This window comes from Conservatibacter flavescens (assembly GCF_002795425.1).
Lineage (GTDB): Bacteria > Pseudomonadota > Gammaproteobacteria > Enterobacterales > Pasteurellaceae > Conservatibacter > Conservatibacter flavescens.
This window is the reverse complement of the sequence record NZ_PHHA01000008.1, coordinates 42,845-60,706: the sequence shown is the minus strand read 5'-3', so window position 1 is coordinate 60,706 and position 17,862 is coordinate 42,845. Positions and strand designations below refer to the sequence as shown.

13 protein-coding genes and 1 pseudogene are annotated in these 17,862 nt (G+C 41.3%); 9 read left to right on the top strand and 5 right to left on the bottom strand.

From position 1 onward, the window contains the following. Positions 1-55: 55 nt before the first annotated feature. From pstC to phoR, 5 genes are read left to right on the top strand one after another with little or no spacing between them, the layout of a single operon-like run. Positions 56-1,009 carry a phosphate ABC transporter permease subunit PstC gene (gene pstC, locus CVP05_RS04905; protein WP_100288467.1) on the top strand — a complete coding sequence of 318 codons (954 nt, stop codon included), beginning with the start codon at positions 56-58 and terminating at the stop codon, positions 1,007-1,009. Beyond that, positions 1,006-1,857 (top strand): phosphate ABC transporter permease PstA, encoded by an 852-nt coding sequence (gene pstA / locus CVP05_RS04900; RefSeq protein WP_100288466.1) that lies wholly within the window; start codon positions 1,006-1,008, stop codon positions 1,855-1,857. Before pstC ends, pstA begins: the two co-directional genes overlap by 4 nt. Before the next feature lie 9 nt (positions 1,858-1,866). After that, positions 1,867-2,646, top strand: a complete 780-nt coding sequence (pstB, locus tag CVP05_RS04895; protein ID WP_100288465.1) for a phosphate ABC transporter ATP-binding protein PstB — start codon at positions 1,867-1,869, stop codon at positions 2,644-2,646. A 30-nt stretch (positions 2,647-2,676) separates the two neighbouring features. Further along, positions 2,677-3,366 (top strand): phosphate regulon transcriptional regulator PhoB, encoded by a 690-nt coding sequence (phoB, locus tag CVP05_RS04890; protein WP_100288464.1) that lies wholly within the window; start codon positions 2,677-2,679, stop codon positions 3,364-3,366. Between the two features lie 8 nt (positions 3,367-3,374). Continuing rightward, positions 3,375-4,646, top strand: a complete 1,272-nt coding sequence (gene phoR, locus CVP05_RS04885; RefSeq protein WP_100288463.1) for a phosphate regulon sensor histidine kinase PhoR — start codon at positions 3,375-3,377, stop codon at positions 4,644-4,646. Between the two features lie 3 nt (positions 4,647-4,649). Here phoR and CVP05_RS04880 read toward each other — a convergent pair whose 3' ends face one another. Next, positions 4,650-5,690, bottom strand: coding sequence for a glycosyltransferase family 9 protein (locus tag CVP05_RS04880; protein ID WP_100288462.1), 1,041 nt, complete (start codon positions 5,688-5,690; stop codon positions 4,650-4,652). 85 nt (positions 5,691-5,775) lie between these two features. On the opposite strand from CVP05_RS04880, the gene polA reads away from it, so the two are divergent. From polA to CVP05_RS12595, 3 genes are all read left to right on the top strand, one after another. Continuing rightward, on the top strand, positions 5,776-8,562 hold the full coding sequence (polA, locus tag CVP05_RS04875; RefSeq protein WP_100288461.1) for a DNA polymerase I: 2,787 nt from the start codon (positions 5,776-5,778) through the stop codon (positions 8,560-8,562). Positions 8,563-8,971: 409 nt separating this feature from the next. Then, positions 8,972-9,457, top strand: a complete 486-nt coding sequence (locus CVP05_RS04870; protein WP_100288460.1) for a hypothetical protein — start codon at positions 8,972-8,974, stop codon at positions 9,455-9,457. A gap of 53 nt (positions 9,458-9,510) precedes the next feature. Continuing rightward, positions 9,511-14,706 (top strand): beta strand repeat-containing protein, encoded by a 5,196-nt coding sequence (locus tag CVP05_RS12595; RefSeq protein ID WP_165773122.1) that lies wholly within the window; start codon positions 9,511-9,513, stop codon positions 14,704-14,706. Between the two features lie 263 nt (positions 14,707-14,969). Here the strand turns inward: CVP05_RS12595 and mnmE are convergent, their stop codons facing one another. Continuing rightward, positions 14,970-16,328, bottom strand: a complete 1,359-nt coding sequence (gene mnmE, locus CVP05_RS04860; protein WP_100288459.1) for a tRNA uridine-5-carboxymethylaminomethyl(34) synthesis GTPase MnmE — start codon at positions 16,326-16,328, stop codon at positions 14,970-14,972. 46 nt (positions 16,329-16,374) lie between these two features. Beyond that, positions 16,375-16,653, bottom strand: a pseudogene (gene tnpA / locus CVP05_RS04855) (IS200/IS605 family transposase); the annotation flags it as partial. 37 nt (positions 16,654-16,690) lie between these two features. Here tnpA and CVP05_RS12750 point away from each other — a divergent pair. Continuing rightward, a complete protein-coding gene (locus tag CVP05_RS12750; RefSeq protein WP_100288458.1) occupies positions 16,691-17,056 on the top strand; it encodes a zinc ribbon domain-containing protein in 366 nt (121 codons plus the stop codon). A 53-nt stretch (positions 17,057-17,109) separates the two neighbouring features. Here the strand turns inward: CVP05_RS12750 and CVP05_RS04845 are convergent, their stop codons facing one another. Both CVP05_RS04845 and CVP05_RS04840 read right to left on the bottom strand, forming a co-directional pair. Beyond that, the gene (locus CVP05_RS04845; RefSeq protein ID WP_100288457.1) at positions 17,110-17,553 is read right to left on the bottom strand and encodes a type II toxin-antitoxin system HicB family antitoxin; all 444 of its coding nucleotides are present in this window, start codon (positions 17,551-17,553) and stop codon (positions 17,110-17,112) included. Between the two features lie 27 nt (positions 17,554-17,580). After that, positions 17,581-17,766: a type II toxin-antitoxin system HicA family toxin gene (locus CVP05_RS04840; protein WP_100288456.1), complete on the bottom strand. Its 186-nt coding sequence runs from the start codon at positions 17,764-17,766 to the stop codon at positions 17,581-17,583. Positions 17,767-17,862: the final 96 nt, after the last annotated feature.

Here is a 17,862-nt window from a genome sequence, read left to right as displayed (position 1 = left end):
GAAACCCACCTCATCTTTTTCGTGGATATTTGCCATAACAAATAAAGAAAATATTATGCAGAATACAAAACAACAAGCATTAAACAAAGGGTGGTTAGAAGGACTTTTTAAAAATACAACAAAGTTTTTCGCCATTTTTGTGTTTATCATGTTGACCGCAATCTTGGTTTCATTGGTTGTGGGCAGTTGGGAGTCAATCAGTAAGTTTGGTTTATCGTTTATTTGGACAAATGATTGGGATCCAATCCAAGAGAATTATGGGGCTTTAGTACCGATTATTGGTACGCTCATTTCGTCTTTTATTGCTTTAGCCATTGCGATCCCTATTTCATTAGGTATTGCAACATTTTTAACCGAATTAGCACCAGATTGGTTAAAGCGCCCAATAGGGATTGCCGTTGAAATGTTGGCAGCCATTCCATCTATTATTTATGGTATGTGGGGGCTTTTCGTCTTTGTACCGCTATTCCAACAGCATATCCAGCCACATTTAATTGATGTATTAGGCGGCTTGCCTTTTGTTGGCGTGCTATTTGAAGGTGCGCCATTTGGCATCGGTTTATTTACGGCAGGGCTGGTGTTAGCCATTATGATTATCCCGTTTATTGCTTCTGTGATGCGTGATGTCTTTAGCGTAGTTCCGCCCATGTTAAAAGAATCGGCATATGGGCTGGGTTCAACTACTTGGGAAGTGGTATGGAAAATTATTTTGCCTTATACCAAAACAGGGGTGATCGGAAGTATTATGCTTGGGCTCGGGCGTGCTTTAGGTGAGACAATGGCGGTGACATTTGTGATCGGTAATGCGTTCCGTTTACCTGAGTCGATTTTTTCACCTTCTACTTCGATTGCCTCAGCCATTGCTAATGAATTTAATGAAGCGGGAGGCTTGCAGAAAGCCGCGTTAATCGAAATTGGTTTAATCCTATTTTTGATCACTACCATCGTATTAGCTTGTTCACGTTTATTAATCATGCGTATGACGAAAAAAGAAGGAAAAAGAACATGATAAAACATCAAAGCTCGCGTTTTTATTATCGCAAAACCGTGAATAAGATCATGCTTAGTTTATCCTTTTTAGCGGTAGGTTTTGGTTTGTTCTGGTTATTTTGGATTATTGGCACATTGGTCACAAAAGGTATTCCTGCATTGTCCTTTGATCTGTTCTTAGAAAAAACACCTGGACCAGGCGAACAAGGGGGCTTAATAAATGCCATTTTAGGTTCTGGCTTAATGTTACTGGTGGGGACGGCAATAGGCACACCTGTTGGTATTTTAGCGGGGACGTATCTTGCGGAGTATGGGCGTTATAGCAAATTCTCATCAGTAACCCGTTTTCTGAATGATATTTTACTTTCTGCGCCATCTATTGTTATCGGTTTGTTTATTTATACGATTTATGTGGCGAATGTAAAACATTATTCCGGCTGGGCTGGTGCATTTGCGTTAGCGGTGATTGTGGTGCCAATTGTGGTGCGTACGACAGATAATATGTTGAATCTCGTGCCAAATAATTTGCGTGAAGCAGCGGCGGCGTTAGGGTGTCCAAGATGGCGAGTGATAACCATGATTTGTTATCGTTCAGCCAAAGCAGGAATCTTAACTGGCGTACTATTATCCGTTGCGCGTGTGGCAGGGGAAACCGCGCCATTGTTATTTACCGCTCTCTCCAATCAGTTCACATCATGGAATATGAATGGACCAATGGCAAATTTACCTGTAGTGATTTATCAATATGCAGCAAGTCCGTTTAAAGATTGGAATGAGTTAGCTTGGGCAGGTGCGACATTAATCACATTATTTGTATTGGCGTTAAACATTATTACGCGCGTTTATTTTCAACAAAAACAAAAATAAGGGATTTCCATGAGTAATAGCATTATCAATTTAGACGATACCAAGATTGATGTTAAAAATTTGAATTTTTATTATGGGGATTTTCATGCGTTAAAAGATATTAATTTGCGCATTGCTAAAAATAAAGTAACAGCATTTATTGGACCATCAGGTTGTGGAAAATCCACACTATTACGTACCTTAAATCGCATGTTTGAACTTTACCCTAGTCAACGAGCAGAAGGGGAGATTAATCTTGATGGTGAAAATTTATTAACATCAAAAACAGATATCTCTATTATTCGCGCAAAAGTCGGCATGGTGTTCCAAAAGCCGACACCGTTTCCGATGTCCATTTATGACAATATTGCATTTGGTATTCGATTATTTGAAAAATTACCTAAATCGGAAATGAATGATCGTATCGAATGGGCATTAACTAAAGCTGCACTTTGGAATGAAGTAAAAGACAAACTTAACCAAAGTGGTGATAGTTTATCGGGTGGACAGCAACAGCGTTTATGTATCGCACGAGGCATTGCGATTAAACCGGAAGTATTGCTACTAGATGAGCCATGCTCTGCATTGGATCCGATCTCAACCATGAAAATTGAAGAACTCATCACAGAGCTTAAACATGATTATACCGTTGCGATTGTTACCCATAATATGCAACAAGCGGCACGTTGTTCAGATTACACAGCTTATATGTATTTAGGCGAGCTTGTGGAATTTGATGAAACGAAAAAAATCTTTGATAAACCACAAAATAAACGCACAGAAGACTATATTAAAGGTAGAATGGGGTAATATTACCCCTTTTTATTCAGGATACAAAATATGGCAGAGCGTATTCTTGTCGTGGAAGACGAACAGGCGATTAGAGATATGATCGTCTTTTTTTTAAAACAGCAGCATTTTGAGATTTTAGAAGCAGAAGATTATCAAAGTGCGGTCAATAAATTAGCAGAAAAACCGAAGTTGGTCTTGCTAGACTGGATGTTGCCTGGCCGTTCTGGTATTCAGTTTATTCAATATTTGAAAAAACATGAGGAAACAAAAGGGTTGCCAATTATTATGCTGACAGCCCGTAGTGCGGAAGAAGATTGCATTACCTGTTTGAATGAAGGCGCTGATGATTATGTGACTAAACCGTTCTCGCCTAAAGTTCTGCTTGCGCGTATTGATGCAGTGTTGCGACGAACTTATCAGCAAGAAAGTAATATTATCGACATAGATGGTTTACAGATCGATCAGAATGCCCAGCGGGTCATGTATCAGCAAACAGAAATCAATTTAAGTGTAACAGAATTTAAATTATTACATTTCTTTATGACGCACCCTGAAAAAGTATATAGCCGTGAACAATTGTTAGATTTTATTTGGGGAAATGACATCTATGTAGAAGATCGTACCGTAGATGTGTATATTCGTCGTTTACGCAGAAATTTAGAAGCTTGTCAGTTTGATCGTTATATTCAAACCGTGCGAGGTTCTGGGTATCGTTTTTCTAACCATTTTAATGATTGAGCAAGGCAATGAAGTTTAATATTTCTTATAAAAGTTTTATTATTGAATTAACTCTTGCAGCGTTAATTGCATACCTATTTAGTTTATTTACCAATACATTTGCGAATTGGTTTATTGTCACACTTATTCTATTATTGGTTTGGCACAACTATAGCGAGCTGCATTTATTGAAATTGCTGAATCCTAAAGAAGAAAAAAATACGAAATTTTCTAAGTTGGAAAATCTTTCTCCTACCATTGCCTACAATAAAAATAAAACACGTCGAGAAAAAATTAAAAGTTTACGCTTATTGTCAAAGTTAAACCGCAATATTCAGTCCTTTTCAGATTCAATTATTATTTGCAGTTTAGAGGGGGATATTTCGTGGTGTAATAATAGCGCACAGGAATTATTTGATTTCTATTGGAATAAAAAAGCGAAAAAGAATGTATTGAATATCATTTTCTATCCAGAGTTTAAGCAATATTTTCAAAAAGAAAATCATAAGCGACCATTGGTATTATTAACGCATAACCAACGTTATATTGAAATCAATCTCAATGAATATGACAGCGAAACATATCTTTTATTAGCGCGTGATATTACCCAAATTATCCGTTTATTAAATGCGCGTCAAACTTTCTTATCCAATATGAATCATGAGTTAAGAACGCCGTTGACTGTATTACAAGGTTATCTTGAGTTTTTAGAGCCAGAAGAGGGCAATGAGTTTCAGCAAAAAGCGTTGCAAGCCATGAAAGAACAAAGCCAGAGAATGTCAAATTTATTACAGCAATTAACCTTGCTGGCTAAAATTGAAACCTCAAATAACAACGAGCATCACTTGGTCAATATGTCCGAGTTGATATTATCTTTACAAAAAAACACCGCACTTTTAAACGTTTATGATCAGCAAATCCGTTTTGATATTGCGCCCGATTTATATGTTACAGGCGATGAAAATCAACTACAAAGTGCAGTGTCTAACTTAATTTATAATGCGATTAAACATGCGGGCGAAAACGCCGTGATCCATATCAGTTGGCAGCCTTATGAAAACGGAGGGCGTTTTTGTGTCTCAGATAATGGTATTGGGATTGAGGAAAAACATCTGCCTCATCTTACTGAGCGATTTTATCGCGTTGACGAATCTCGCAGTAATCAAACAGGTGGGAGTGGATTAGGGCTTGCCATAGTAAAACATGCCTTAGAACAGCATAACAGCTATTTGCAAATTACGAGCAAAGTTGGGGAAGGTAGCCAATTTGCTTTTGAGTTAAAAACAACCAAACCTGAATAGACATTATGAGAGCCATTTTTGCATGTGGGTAATCACGTCGTTGACCGAAATTTCACTCATCAGGTTTTTGCCTTTTAATTTCGTGGCCCAAGCCAGTTTGGAAGAGGGTTGACCAAATTCTTTAATGGCATTTTGTTCGTACACGGAAATCACATCAGTCAGATTATTATAAGGCCCCGTGCGCAGCGGATTATGATAAGCATATAGTCCAATTACCGGTGTGTTTTGGCTTGTGGCAATATGAGCCGCAGCCGAATCGGGGGAAATAACCAAATCCACCATACCAATGAGGGCTGTCAGCTCTTTTAAACTGGTTTTGCCGGCTAAATTGACGGGGTCAAATTCACAAAGTGCGGTAATTTTTTCAATTATTTTTTGTTCACGAGGCGCGGTAGAAGCGGATAAAATGACATTAATATTGTGTTGGTATGCCCAGTTCGCCACTTGTGCATAGCGTTCAGGTAGCCAGTCTTTTTCTGCTTTGCTCGAACAAGGCGCAATTAATACATTTTTTCGGTTTGGGTCAATATATTGTTGCACGGCCTGACGATGAATGTCATCAATGGGCATGTGCCAGTGAGGGGCGCTAATCGGCACACCAAGATAAGCAGCAAATGCCATAAAGCCGTCTAAAACATGGGGATTTTGTGGTTCAGGAGTTTTACGATTGGTAAATAACCATTGTCCTTCACGGGCGCGCTTGGCGCTGAAGCCGATTTTATATTTAGCGCGAATCCCGAGAGAGAGTATGGAGGCCCGAAATGCAGTTTGCATATTTAATAATGCATCAAAACGTTGGTGTTTTAATTGTTTCCATACGGCCAAAACGCCTTTCCAGCCACTTTTTTTATCATAAACAACGAAATTAACTCCCGCTAAGCCTGATAACAATTGGGCTTCGGTTTTACCAATAATCCATGTAATTTGCGTCTCTTTCCAATAGGCTTGAATTTGTTGTACCGCCGCCACAACATGACATACATCACCAATGGCGGAAAGGCGTAAAATACATAGGGATTTCGGAGCATGATCGAAAAGTGGCATAGGTTTCCTTAAAATATTTGCGCACGAATGAGCTATAATTCTATGCTATAATTTGAATAACTTCATCACATCTTTAGAGAAAATTATGACAAAAATTGCCGAAAATCCATTAGTGCTTGTAGACGGGTCATCTTATTTATACCGTGCTTTTCATGCTTTCCCACCATTAACCAATAGCTTAGGCGAACCAACAGGGGCAATGTATGGTGTGTTGAATATGTTAAAAAGCTTAATTGCACAGGTACAGCCAACACATATTGCGGTGGTATTTGATGCGAAAGGCAAAACCTTTCGAGATGAAATGTTTGAACAGTATAAATCTCATCGCCCGCCAATGCCTGATGAATTACGCGCGCAGATTCAACCTTTGCACCAAATTATCAAAGCACTAGGCATTCCACTATTAGTTGTGGAGGGCGTAGAAGCGGATGATGTGATTGGTACATTAGCAGTACAAGCGGCAAAGTGCGGTCAAAATGTGTTAATTTCTACGGGTGATAAAGATATGGCACAATTAGTTAATGAACGAATTATGTTGATTAACACCATGAACAACACGTTGCTTGATCCGGCCGGTGTCGTGGATAAATACGGTATTCCCCCTGAATTAATTATTGATTATCTCGCTTTGATGGGCGATAGCTCGGATAATATTCCTGGCGTGGCGGGCGTGGGAGAAAAAACCGCACTGGGTTTATTGCAAGGAATTGGCTCTATGGCCGAGATTTATGCCAATTTGGATAAAGTAGCGGATTTGCCGATTCGTGGTGCCAAAAAATTGGGCGAAAAATTGCTGACAGAAAAAGCAAATGCTGATTTATCTTATGCGCTTGCTACAATTAAAACAGATGTGGCATTAGATTTTAAACCAGATGATTTGCGCTTTGGTACTCAAAACCTTGATGAATTAGTCGAATACTTCGGGCGTTATGAATTTAAGCGCTGGTTAACAGAAGCGATGAATGGCGAAAGCTTAGTCACCAAGTCAGCAGAACAAGGTGTCAAGATTAACCCTTATCAAGCAACGAGCAAGGCCACAGAAAGTACAGTTAACCAAGTCGAGATAGATCGTAGCCAATATGAAATTCTGTTAGATTCAACCGCACTATCTAAATGGGTGGAAAAATTAAGCCAAGCTACACTCATTGCTTTAGATACGGAAACCGACAGTTTGGATTATATGTCCGCTCGTTTAGTCGGGATTTCTTTTGCCTTAGAAAACGGTGAAGCAGCTTATTTGCCTCTACAGCATGATTACATCGGCGCGCCGTCGCAAATTTCCCTTGAAACGGCATTAAATGCGCTAAAACCCATTTTAGAAAATGAGGCTATTCAAAAAGTTGGGCAGAATTTTAAGTTTGATCTCAATATTTTTGCGCGACATGGCATAAATGTGAAAGGTATAGCATTTGATACCATGTTAGAATCTTATGTGCTAGATAGCACAGGGCGACATAATATGGATGATTTAGCGAAACGTTATTTAGGCCATAATACAATTGCCTTTGAAGATCTTGCAGGTAAAGGCAAAAACCAACTGACTTTCAATCAAATCCCTATTGAACAAGCTGGAGAATATGCGGCAGAAGATGCCGATATTACCATGAAGTTACATCAAGCTTTATGGCCAAAGCTCAGCGAAACATCAACGCTTGTGGCCTTATATAATGATATGGAATTACCCTTGTTAAGTGTCTTGTCACGCATTGAGCGACATGGTGTTTTGATTGACGGTGAATTGCTATTTGAACAGTCACGAGAAATTGCGCAAAAACTGACCGCACTTGAGAGCAAAGCCTTTGATTTAGCTGGCCAAAGCTTTAATCTTGCTTCGACCAAACAATTACAAGAGATTTTGTTTGAGCGATTAGGTTTACCTGTTTTGAAAAAAACGCCAAAAGGCGCGCCGTCAACTAATGAAGAAGTATTAGAAGAATTGGCCTATGAGCATGAATTGCCGAAAATCTTGGTGGAACATCGCGGCTTAAGCAAATTAAAGTCTACCTATACGGATAAATTACCGTTGATGATAAATAAACAATCAGGGCGGGTACATACTTCTTACCATCAGGCAGTCACGGCGACAGGGCGGTTATCTTCCAGTGATCCTAATTTACAGAATATTCCTATTCGCAATGAAGCCGGTCGCCGAATTCGTAAAGCTTTTGTGCCACGTGAGGGATATACAATGCTGGCAGCAGACTATTCACAGATTGAATTACGGATTATGGCACATTTATCAGGTGACAAGGGATTAACCACTGCATTTGCGGAAGGTAAAGACATTCATCGCTCCACCGCTTCAGAAATTTTTGGCATACCATTGGAAGCAGTGACATCTGAACAACGTCGTAGTGCAAAAGCAATTAATTTTGGCCTAATTTATGGCATGAGTGCTTTTGGTTTGTCTCGTCAGTTAGGGATCCCTCGAGGTGAGGCGCAGAAATACATGGATTTATATTTCCAGCGTTACCCAAATGTACAAACCTTCATGACCGATATTCAAAGTAAAGCGAAAAATGATGGCTTTGTCGAAACTTTATTTGGCCGTCGCTTGTATTTGCCGGATATTCAGTCCAGTAATGCCATGCGTCGTAAAGGTGCAGAACGGGTGGCCATTAATGCACCAATGCAAGGTACGGCAGCGGATATTATCAAACGAGCGATGCTTAAAATAGACGAACAGATCAGAGATGATGAAAATATTCAAATGATCATGCAAGTACATGATGAATTGGTGTTTGAAGTGCGGTCGGATTTAGTGGAGAAATATAGTGTTTTAATTAAACAGCTAATGGAAAACGCCGCAGAGCTGTCAGTCCCGCTGATTGTGGATATTGGTGTGGGAGAAAATTGGGACGAAGCGCATTAATCCTTTCATTTAGTGATTATATTGAGACAAACGGAATTCGTCTCAATATAATCCTTCTTCTTTTTTATTTTTCAATATAAAAACTTCCCTAATAGATACTTGAATATACAATATTGACAAACAAACAAACAAACAAACAAACAAACAAACAAACAAACAAACAAACATGGTGTATTAAATTTACCATATAAATTCACAAGTTTACTGAATGGTTTAGCTGTATCGGTTACAATTTTACGGCTTATAGTCTCATCGGAGGTCTGTTCATGGAATGCAGTGCCCAAATGAGAATTTGCTGAAGTGACAAGGTTTTATGAGCGGTTAGATGTAGAGTACTTTTGATGATAAGTTTTCTTGCCGTGTATAAAGCCGTTGTTGAAATGCCAATCAAGAAAATAAAGGAATGTTTATGAAAAAACGCCTTCTTTCTACAGCGACAGCCGTGTTATTAAGCGGAGCTTTAATGGCTTGCGCACCAACTGCGGAACGCTGGGATACATTCGGTACTTCGTCAATTGGTACTGGAAATTTAAAAGATAATGAATCTCTTCTTGTGTTTTATCGACAAGCAGATTCAGAGCCTGCGCCGATGAATGTTTATGTAAATAATCATTATCAAGCCTCTCTTCTTCCAAATTCTATCAGTACAGTTGTTGTTTGTGCTAACGATAATCAGCTAGCCACTTTGCTTGCAACTCCAGGATTGGCTAAGCAAGCTCAACTTCCAAATGCCACTTATTCGCTACCTGCGCAGCAAGTGACCTACGTTAAAGTATCACCAAATGCGAGTGCGCAACCTGTTTTAAGCGTGATTGATAACGCTCAAGCAGAAAGCGAAGTCAAAGGCTTACCAACAGTGAAACAAACCCTTTCACGTGTGAGAGCTTGCAAGTAAGCAAGTGAATAATTTATTCGTTGCATATTAAGAAATAATTTAAAGGAATACTTATGTCAACAACATTAAAGGTGCTTAACGCGAAATCTGAGTTAGCGTCTTACCAGCTTCAACGCGGTGAAGTGTTAACCATTGAAGCACAAGATAAAGTGAATTATCAATTAATTGATAATCAGACGGGCTATGCGCCTGAAACAATTGTTGCACAACGTGATGGCAGCAATTTAAACATCTTATTACAAGATGGTGATCAAACAGTGGATATCGTTATTAAAAATTATTATGGCGATACTACTGATGCTGAAAATACAACAAACTTAGTTGTCGGTTTACATGAAAACGGCAAAATGTATGCTTATGTGCCTGAGTCTAGCCAAGTGGCTGACGCGGTAAGCCAATTAGATAATGGCGATGCAGCGCCACAAGCATTAGGTGGTGATGAAATTTCCGGTTTTTGGGTATATAGCCCATGGTGGTTATTAGCCCTTATTCCTATTGCCGGTTCGGCAGCACTTTTAGCCGGTGGCGGTAGTGGTGGCGGTGATAACAATAATAACAATAATAACAATAATACCGATACTACAGCAGATAAGCCAGTTATTACACCAAGCGGTACAGATGGTTCTGTGACTATTAAGCCAGGTGCGGATAACACTAAAATCACCGTAAAATATACGGACGAAGACGGTAATCCACAAGAAAAAACCTTTACTAAACAAGATACAGATGGTGACGGCGTTCCTGACACATGGGTCGATAACGATCCAAATGACAAGGTCACCATCGACCCTACAACAGGTGTTATCACGATCCCACAAGATGAAGTGAAAGATGGCACAACTGTAGAAGCAACTGGTGAAGATAATAACGGTAATACCGCAGATGCAGATACTCAAACTGCAGGTACAGATACAAATAACAATCCGGATACTAGCGCGGATAAACCAGTTATTACACCAAGCACAACAGACGGTACTGTTACAATTAAACCAGGTGATGACAACACTGAAGTTACAGTGAAATACACTGATGAAAACGGTAATGAGCAAGAAAAAACGTTCACTAAAGATCCAACTACTGGTGAGTGGAAAGATAATGACCCAACAGATACTGTCACTATCGACCCAACTACCGGCGTGATCACGATTCCACAAGATGAAGTGAAAGATGGGTCTGATGTTGATGCAACAGGTAAAGACGATAACGGCAATACCGCAGATGCAGATACTCAGACTGCAGGTACAGATTCAAATAACAATCCTGATACTAGCGCGGATAAACCAGTTATTACACCAAGCACAACAGATGGTTCTGTTACAGTTACTCCAGGCAAAGATAACACTGAAGTCACAGTGAAATACACTGATGAAGACGGTAATGAGCAGGAAAAAACGTTCACTAAAGATCCAACTACCGGTGAGTGGAAAGATAATGACCCAACAGATGAGGTGACTATCGATCCAACGACTGGCGTGATCACGATTCCACAAGATGAAGTGAAAGATGGGTCTGATGTTGATGCCACAGGTAAAGATGAGCATAACAACACTGCTGATGCGGATACCAAACAGGCTGGAACAGATTCAAATAACAATCCTGATACTAGTGCGGATAAACCGGTTATTACACCAAGCACAACTGATGGTTCTGTAACGGTAACACCGGGCGATGACAACACTGAAGTCACTGTGAAATACACTGATGAAGACGGTAATGAGCAGGAAAAAACGTTCACTAAAGATCCAACTACCGGTGAATGGAAAGATAATGACCCAACAGATGAGGTGACTATCGATCCAACGACTGGCGTGATCACGATTCCACAAGATGAAGTGAAAGATGGGTCTGATGTTGATGCCACAGGTAAAGATGAGCATAACAACACTGCTGATGCGGATACCAAACAGGCTGGAACAGATTCTAATACGTTGAAAGACCCAATCGTCAATATTAATGATGGCGACGATGGCGCTATCACGAATTCTGATATGCCAAATGGTGTGGTGAATGTCACTGTTACATTCCCTAACGATTCTGGCTATGAGGTTGGTGACACAATTAAGATTGTTGATAGTAACGGTAACGTATTGCTAGATCGTCCTTTGACTCAAGCGGATATTGACAATGGTTCAGTTGATGTTGAGTGGACGCCAGATGCTAAAGATGGCCCAGTAACCGTCACTGCAACTATCACCAAACCAAATGGCACATCGGTATCAGGCTCTGATGATTCGACAATTAAGTTTGCTGACAAGCCAGAAGTTACCGCAGAAGATGATGGCTCAGTAACCGTTACCCCAGGTAAAGATAACACTGGCGGTACAATCACTTATACCGATGAAGATGGCAACCCACAAGTAATCACCACAGAAAAAACAGATACCGATGGTGATGGCGAGCCGGACACTTGGACAGCCAAAGACAAAGATGGCAACGATTTACCAACTGCACCAACGGCTGATGGTAAACCATGGATTGATCCAACAACAGGCACTGTTACCATTCCAAAAGATGAAGTAAAAGACGAAACGCCTGTAATCGCTACTGGTACAGATGAAGAAGGTAATACCGCAACAGATACTGCGACTTCAGGTAAAGATGATGCGGATAAACCAGTGATCAATGCTGAGGACGATGGTTCTGTTACAGTTACCCCAGGTAAAGACAACACTGGTGGTACAACAACTTACACCGATGAAGACGGCAACCCACAAGTTATCACCACTGAAAAAACAGATACTGATGGTGATGGCAAGCCTGATACTTGGACCGCGACAGACAAAGACGGTAACGATCTACCAACTTCGCCAACAACTGATGGTAAAACACCATGGATTGATCCAACCACAGGTACTGTTACTATTCCAAACGATGGTGTAGAAGATGGCTCTGATGTAGATTCAACTGGCACAAACGATGCCGGCAACACTGCTGATGCAGATACAGTTCAAGCGGGTCGCGATGATTCTGACAGCGATTCTGACTCTGACAGCGATTCTGATTCTGACAGTGATTCAGACTCTGATAGCGATTCTGACTCTGACAGTGATTCTGATTCTGACAGCGATGCAGATGCAGACACTGAAGCAGACGAACCAACGGTTGAACAGGATACCGATGAAGACAATACTGGTGGCGTGAAAGTGAAACCAGGTGCTGATAATGAAAAAGTAGAAATCAGCTTCACAGGCGAAGATGATCAGCCGAAGACAGTCACTGTGACTAAAGATCCGTCTACTGGTACATGGACACTTACCGATCCAAACGGCACTGGTGCAACAGTTAATCCAACAACAGGCGAAGTAACCATTCCACAAGACTCGGTGAAAGATAATTCAACTGTAACAGCTGTGGGTACAGATGGGCAGAACAACACTGCAACAGGTACAGGCGAAGCTGGGGAAGACAGCAAAAACGCTGAAGTAGACGGCGGTACAGATACAGACGGTAACCCAGTTGGCGTGGTAACCACTACACCTGTTGATGAAGGTCAAAACATGGTAACTACCGTGAAATTAACCAATAATAACGGTGTTGAAAACCTAGCGGTTTCACGCTCTCAAGACAGCGCGACCGATGCTGACTTCGACGATGCGAATACCACCTACTCAAACGGTGTAACTCGTAACGCCGACGGCACGCTGAACGTTCCTGCAGGTGTAACTGAATTCACCATTACTACTCCAGTCGTGGCGGATACCACTACTGAAGGTGCGGAAACTGTGAAATACACGGTTGGTGGCGTAGAAGGTAACGAAGCGACAATCAATGACACTTCTGTTGCTCCGACACCGCCAGTAAACTTACGTGTTGCTTTAGAGACTGATACTTTCGGTGCAGGCACGCGTGGTACTAATAGCGACGGCATTACACGCGATCCGGATATTTTGGTAACCGGCACAGGTGGCCAAGCGTGGGAATACACCACTAACGGCGGTTTAACTTGGAACAATGGCGGTACAGGTGATGGCAGCTTCAGATTGACGAACAACGATGAAATGGAAGTTTGGAAGCACAACGTCCAAGTACGTCTGAAAGATGATACCAGCGTTGTGTCGAACGTTCTGACCACCACTTACGACCATGTGACTCCGTCTGGCTATGTCAGCGCAGCTCGCAATAGCGACGGTACTTACAGCTTGCTGTTACGTGGTTTGGAGCCTGGTGCTTATGCTACCGTAAACGGCGGCAGCGGACGCACAGTGAACGATGAAGGTATCGTGTTGATTCCGAACCTGGGTCTGAGCAGCTCTACTGCTGGTGGTTTGGTTGACCGCTACAGCTTCGATGTCAATATCACCGACATCGCAGGTAATACAGCGAGAAACAACCTGACAGGTACCAACGCAGTGAACCTGATCCATATGCCAAACATCTACACTCGTGATGGTTTGGTCGGTGGTAGAAATACCGGCGAATACCGTGTGAATGATAATATTGGCAACGGTAACGATGTGGTGGTTGTTGGCGAAGCCGGTGGCCTTTTAGGTAACGTCGGTATGGGTACGCCTATTGGCCCATATAACAATGGTGTTAACCTTAACTTTGGTGCAGGTAATGACTCACTGATTGCACATACCATTCAGACCAATGGAACCAATGATGCCAACATCAATATGGGTACAGGCAATGATGCTATCTTCTTGGAAGACTACATGATGGTCGGTGCAGGTCGCGGCAGCATTAATGTGAATATGGGTGATGGTAACGACCTGTTTGATACAGGCCGCGCTAATGCCCCTCAAGGTCAGGCATTTACCGTAACCGGTAGTGGCTCAATCAATATCGATATGGGTAACGGCGACGATACCTTTGTCTTGAGTGGTATTGTGAGTGCCCCTGGTCTTGGCGGCGTTGATGTAAATGGTGGCTCAGGTTGGGATACGCTTAAGATCGATTCAACGGTAAATATCAACAATAACACGTTGAATGTTTTCCGTAACTTCGAATCCATTGATATCGAAACTGCCCGTGAGATTGATTTAAGTAGCTCAGCTGCTGGTAAGAATCAAGAAGGTACTTGGACGATTGATGGCGTACGTTATAGTGGCTTGTTTATCCAAAAAGCTCAAGGTTATACTGGTACCGCGACTATTGACTTGGGGGCGAACGGCGGTAGCGCAAGTAGTCCGAACTTGGGTACGTTCTCTGAACAGCCTGAAAGCCAAGCGCCTGATGGTTATACTGCGTATCGTTCATCCGATACTAATGCAACGGTATATATCCAAGACGGTATTATTGTGATTTAATCATTTTAATACGTCCAATGTAAACGCCCCGAAAGGGGCGTTTTTTTATGCAAAGAATAAATGTATTATTTTCTCCGTTATTTCCTAGTGCCAAAACCTTCCTCAGCCGCTTGAGCATGGTAAGGCGTAGCCGGTTAGGTGTAAGTCAGTTGCTTTGTAGCTGAGGGCTTAAAGTTTGTTAAGCATTGGGATTGAGAGTCATCGGTACAAGTCCCCCTCTTTAGCCAAGAGGGGAGATTTGAAACTGATTATATGGACGCTTTTTATTTGCCGATGCAAAATGAGCTAAAAATACGTCCTAATAGATCATCGGAGGTAAATTGTCCGGTAATTTCACTGAGATGATTTTGTACTAAACGTAGTTCTTCTGCGAGTAATTCACCGGCATGGAATTGGGTGAGCTGGATATGTCCGCGTTGTAGATGTTCACTTGCGTGTTCAAGCGCTTCTAAATGACGACGGCGGGCTAAGAATCCCCCTTCGGTACTCGCTTGATAACCCATAGATTGTTTGAGGTGTTCACGTAATAGCTGTATACCACCTTGAGTTTTGGCAGACAAGCAAATAATGGTATAGCCATCTTGTTCAAATAAGCGTTCGGTTTCGCCACTTAAATCGGCTTTATTGCGAACCATCGTGACAGGAATGTGAGAAGGTAATTTTTCCAAAAATTCTGACCGCACTTTATTCAGGTCTTGGTTTTCACTATCCGTACTATCTAACATTAATATTACGCGATCCGCTTGTTCAATTTCGTGCCAAGCCCGTCGGATACCGATACGCTCGACTTCATCTGTAGCATTGCGTAGCCCTGCGGTATCAATAATATGTAGTGGCATGCCGTCGATATGAATGTGTTCACGTAATACATCTCGGGTTGTACCGGCAATATCAGTAACAATCGCGGCTTCTCTACCAGCTAAGGCATTTAATAAGCTAGATTTTCCCGCATTCGGGCGACCTGCGATCACGACTTTCATTCCTTCGCGTAAAATAGAACCTTGTTTTGCTTCTGCTTGTACTTGGGCTAATTGCGCAATAATATCGTTTAAGTGTCCTTCGATTTTTCCATCGGCTAAAAAATCAATTTCTTCATCAGGAAAATCAATGGCAGCTTCAACATAAGTGCGTAAATAAGTTACGGATTCTACTAGCTGGTTCACTTTATGAGAAAACTCACCTTGTAAGGAGCGCAGCGCAGAACGTGCCGCTTGTTCAGAAGTGGCATCAATTAAATCCGCAATAGCCTCAGCTTGAGCAAGATCGAGTTTGTCATTTAAAAAAGCCTGTTCTGAGAATTCACCTGGACGGGCTAAGCGAATGCCATCAAGTTGTAAGATGCGTTTGAGCAATAGATCTAATACGACTTGTCCCCCATGTCCTTGCAGTTCTAATACGTCTTCCCCAGTGAAAGAATTCGGGCTTTGGAAATAAAGGGCTATACCTTGATCAAGGATAGTCCCATCATGATCTTTAAAAGGTAAGTAATCTGCTGTGCGTGGCTTTGGGCATTTGCCGAGTACCGCTTGTGCGACTTCTTTGGCTTTGGGACCAGAGACCCGTAAAATTCCAATGCCCCCTCGCCCGATAGCAGTGGCTTGTGCCACAATGGTTTCTTTCATAAAACTTTTCTCAAATAGACCGCACTTTTCTCTAAGTATCAAAAGTGCGGTGTGTTTTTTCATTTTTTATACTATTAACTAGCATAGAAACTGCTACTTTAGGCGGATAGTTTACAAGTAAATGAACGTGATCATCTTCACCATCAAATTCAACTAATTCCGCTTCAAAATCAGCACAGACTGATTTAAAAATTTCAGCTAAATCATCAAGCATTTCTTTCGTAAAAACATCTCTGCGGTATTTTGTGACGAAAACTAAATGAATATGTAAATTAAAGACACAATGCCTACCGCGTCTAATTTCAGTTTCTTTTGCATAGACCAAGGATATAATCAATTCAAAATTCTATTGTGACTGAATTATGCTTATCCGTAAAGCCTTTAAATTTGAAATGAGACCAAATGGCGAACAACAACACAAAATCAATCAATTTTGTGGTTGTTCTCGTTTTGTGTTCAATAAGGCGTTGGATTGTAAATCCGCTTGGTTAGGAGGCTACTTGCTTGCAGTTAATCCGAAAAATACCAGTCGTACTTGCCCTTGTTGTGGTCATATCGCTAAAGAAAACCGTCAAACACAGGCAAATTTTGAATGTGTGGAATGCGGATATACTGAAAATGCTGATGTTGTGGGGGCAATGAATGTATTAAGGGCGGGACACGCCCAGTTCGCTTGTGAAGTGAACCTCATTAGAGGTCAGCAGCAAGAACCTACCGAAGTGAGCTAAATCTTCAGATTTAGACACAGTAGGAATCCCCTGACTTTAGGTAGAGGAGGATGTCAATATCTTAATTCGCTTCCAACTAATTCTCGTTGTGAAGCGAGAGCAAGGAAATGACTGCGATCTTTGTAAATTGGGTTATTTGCTACGCGTTGGTCTATACGGTCTAATAAGTATTGTGGCAATACGATATTGACACGCTGACGTTTGCCAAAATAAGCAGTAATATCCACATCAACCAGCAACCAACTATCGCAGAACTCAAAATCGTCTTGGTTTTTATAGCGCATAAAGCCCAAATCTTTAATTGTAGTAATATCAAAGCCGTCTTCAACCATTGTTTCAAGCATTGAGTGAATGGCATCTGTAACCATTGGCACAATATCTTCAACTTTATCTGCACCACTATAGCAAGAGTAGTTTTCGTTAAATAATGCTGGAACGCATAAGCCAAAGGCTTCATTTTCGTTTTTAGGTGTTTCAACGCCGATAGTAAATAACATATAAACTCCTTGTTTAGCTCGGCAGAGCTATAAAAGCCCTGCCGATTTTTTGATGGATCTGATCGTTCCAATTGGTAAATTGCCTTTAGGGTGTGGAACAGGAAACGTCTTTCCTGTTTTAGGTGAAAACCATATTTGATGATCTCCTTTCCCTTGTCGCTTTAGGTAACAACCGTGAGCTTTCAGCTCCTTGATTAAGTCGCTGGATCGCATGCAAATCTCCTTATGTCTTAATCAAGCATTATTATACACACGCATACACACAGTTCAAGTGTTATTTAAAAATGTTTGCTATTTCTAGAAATGAAG

What these genes read in the sequence shown, in the direction of transcription:
- pstC (WP_100288467.1), top strand. Translation starts at nt 56, where the DNA reads ATGCAGAATACAAAACAACAAGCATTAAACAAAGGGTGGTTAGAAGGA.
- pstA (WP_100288466.1), top strand. Translation starts at nt 1,006, where the DNA reads ATGATAAAACATCAAAGCTCGCGTTTTTATTATCGCAAAACCGTGAAT.
- pstB (WP_100288465.1), top strand. Translation starts at nt 1,867, where the DNA reads ATGAGTAATAGCATTATCAATTTAGACGATACCAAGATTGATGTTAAA.
- phoB (WP_100288464.1), top strand. Translation starts at nt 2,677, where the DNA reads ATGGCAGAGCGTATTCTTGTCGTGGAAGACGAACAGGCGATTAGAGAT.
- phoR (WP_100288463.1), top strand. Translation starts at nt 3,375, where the DNA reads ATGAAGTTTAATATTTCTTATAAAAGTTTTATTATTGAATTAACTCTT.
- CVP05_RS04880 (WP_100288462.1), bottom strand. Translation starts at nt 5,690, where the DNA reads ATGCCACTTTTCGATCATGCTCCGAAATCCCTATGTATTTTACGCCTT.
- polA (WP_100288461.1), top strand. Translation starts at nt 5,776, where the DNA reads ATGACAAAAATTGCCGAAAATCCATTAGTGCTTGTAGACGGGTCATCT.
- CVP05_RS04870 (WP_100288460.1), top strand. Translation starts at nt 8,972, where the DNA reads ATGAAAAAACGCCTTCTTTCTACAGCGACAGCCGTGTTATTAAGCGGA.
- CVP05_RS12595 (WP_165773122.1), top strand. Translation starts at nt 9,511, where the DNA reads ATGTCAACAACATTAAAGGTGCTTAACGCGAAATCTGAGTTAGCGTCT.
- mnmE (WP_100288459.1), bottom strand. Translation starts at nt 16,328, where the DNA reads ATGAAAGAAACCATTGTGGCACAAGCCACTGCTATCGGGCGAGGGGGC.
- CVP05_RS12750 (WP_100288458.1), top strand. Translation starts at nt 16,691, where the DNA reads ATGCTTATCCGTAAAGCCTTTAAATTTGAAATGAGACCAAATGGCGAA.
- CVP05_RS04845 (WP_100288457.1), bottom strand. Translation starts at nt 17,553, where the DNA reads ATGTTATTTACTATCGGCGTTGAAACACCTAAAAACGAAAATGAAGCC.
- CVP05_RS04840 (WP_100288456.1), bottom strand. Translation starts at nt 17,766, where the DNA reads ATGCGATCCAGCGACTTAATCAAGGAGCTGAAAGCTCACGGTTGTTAC.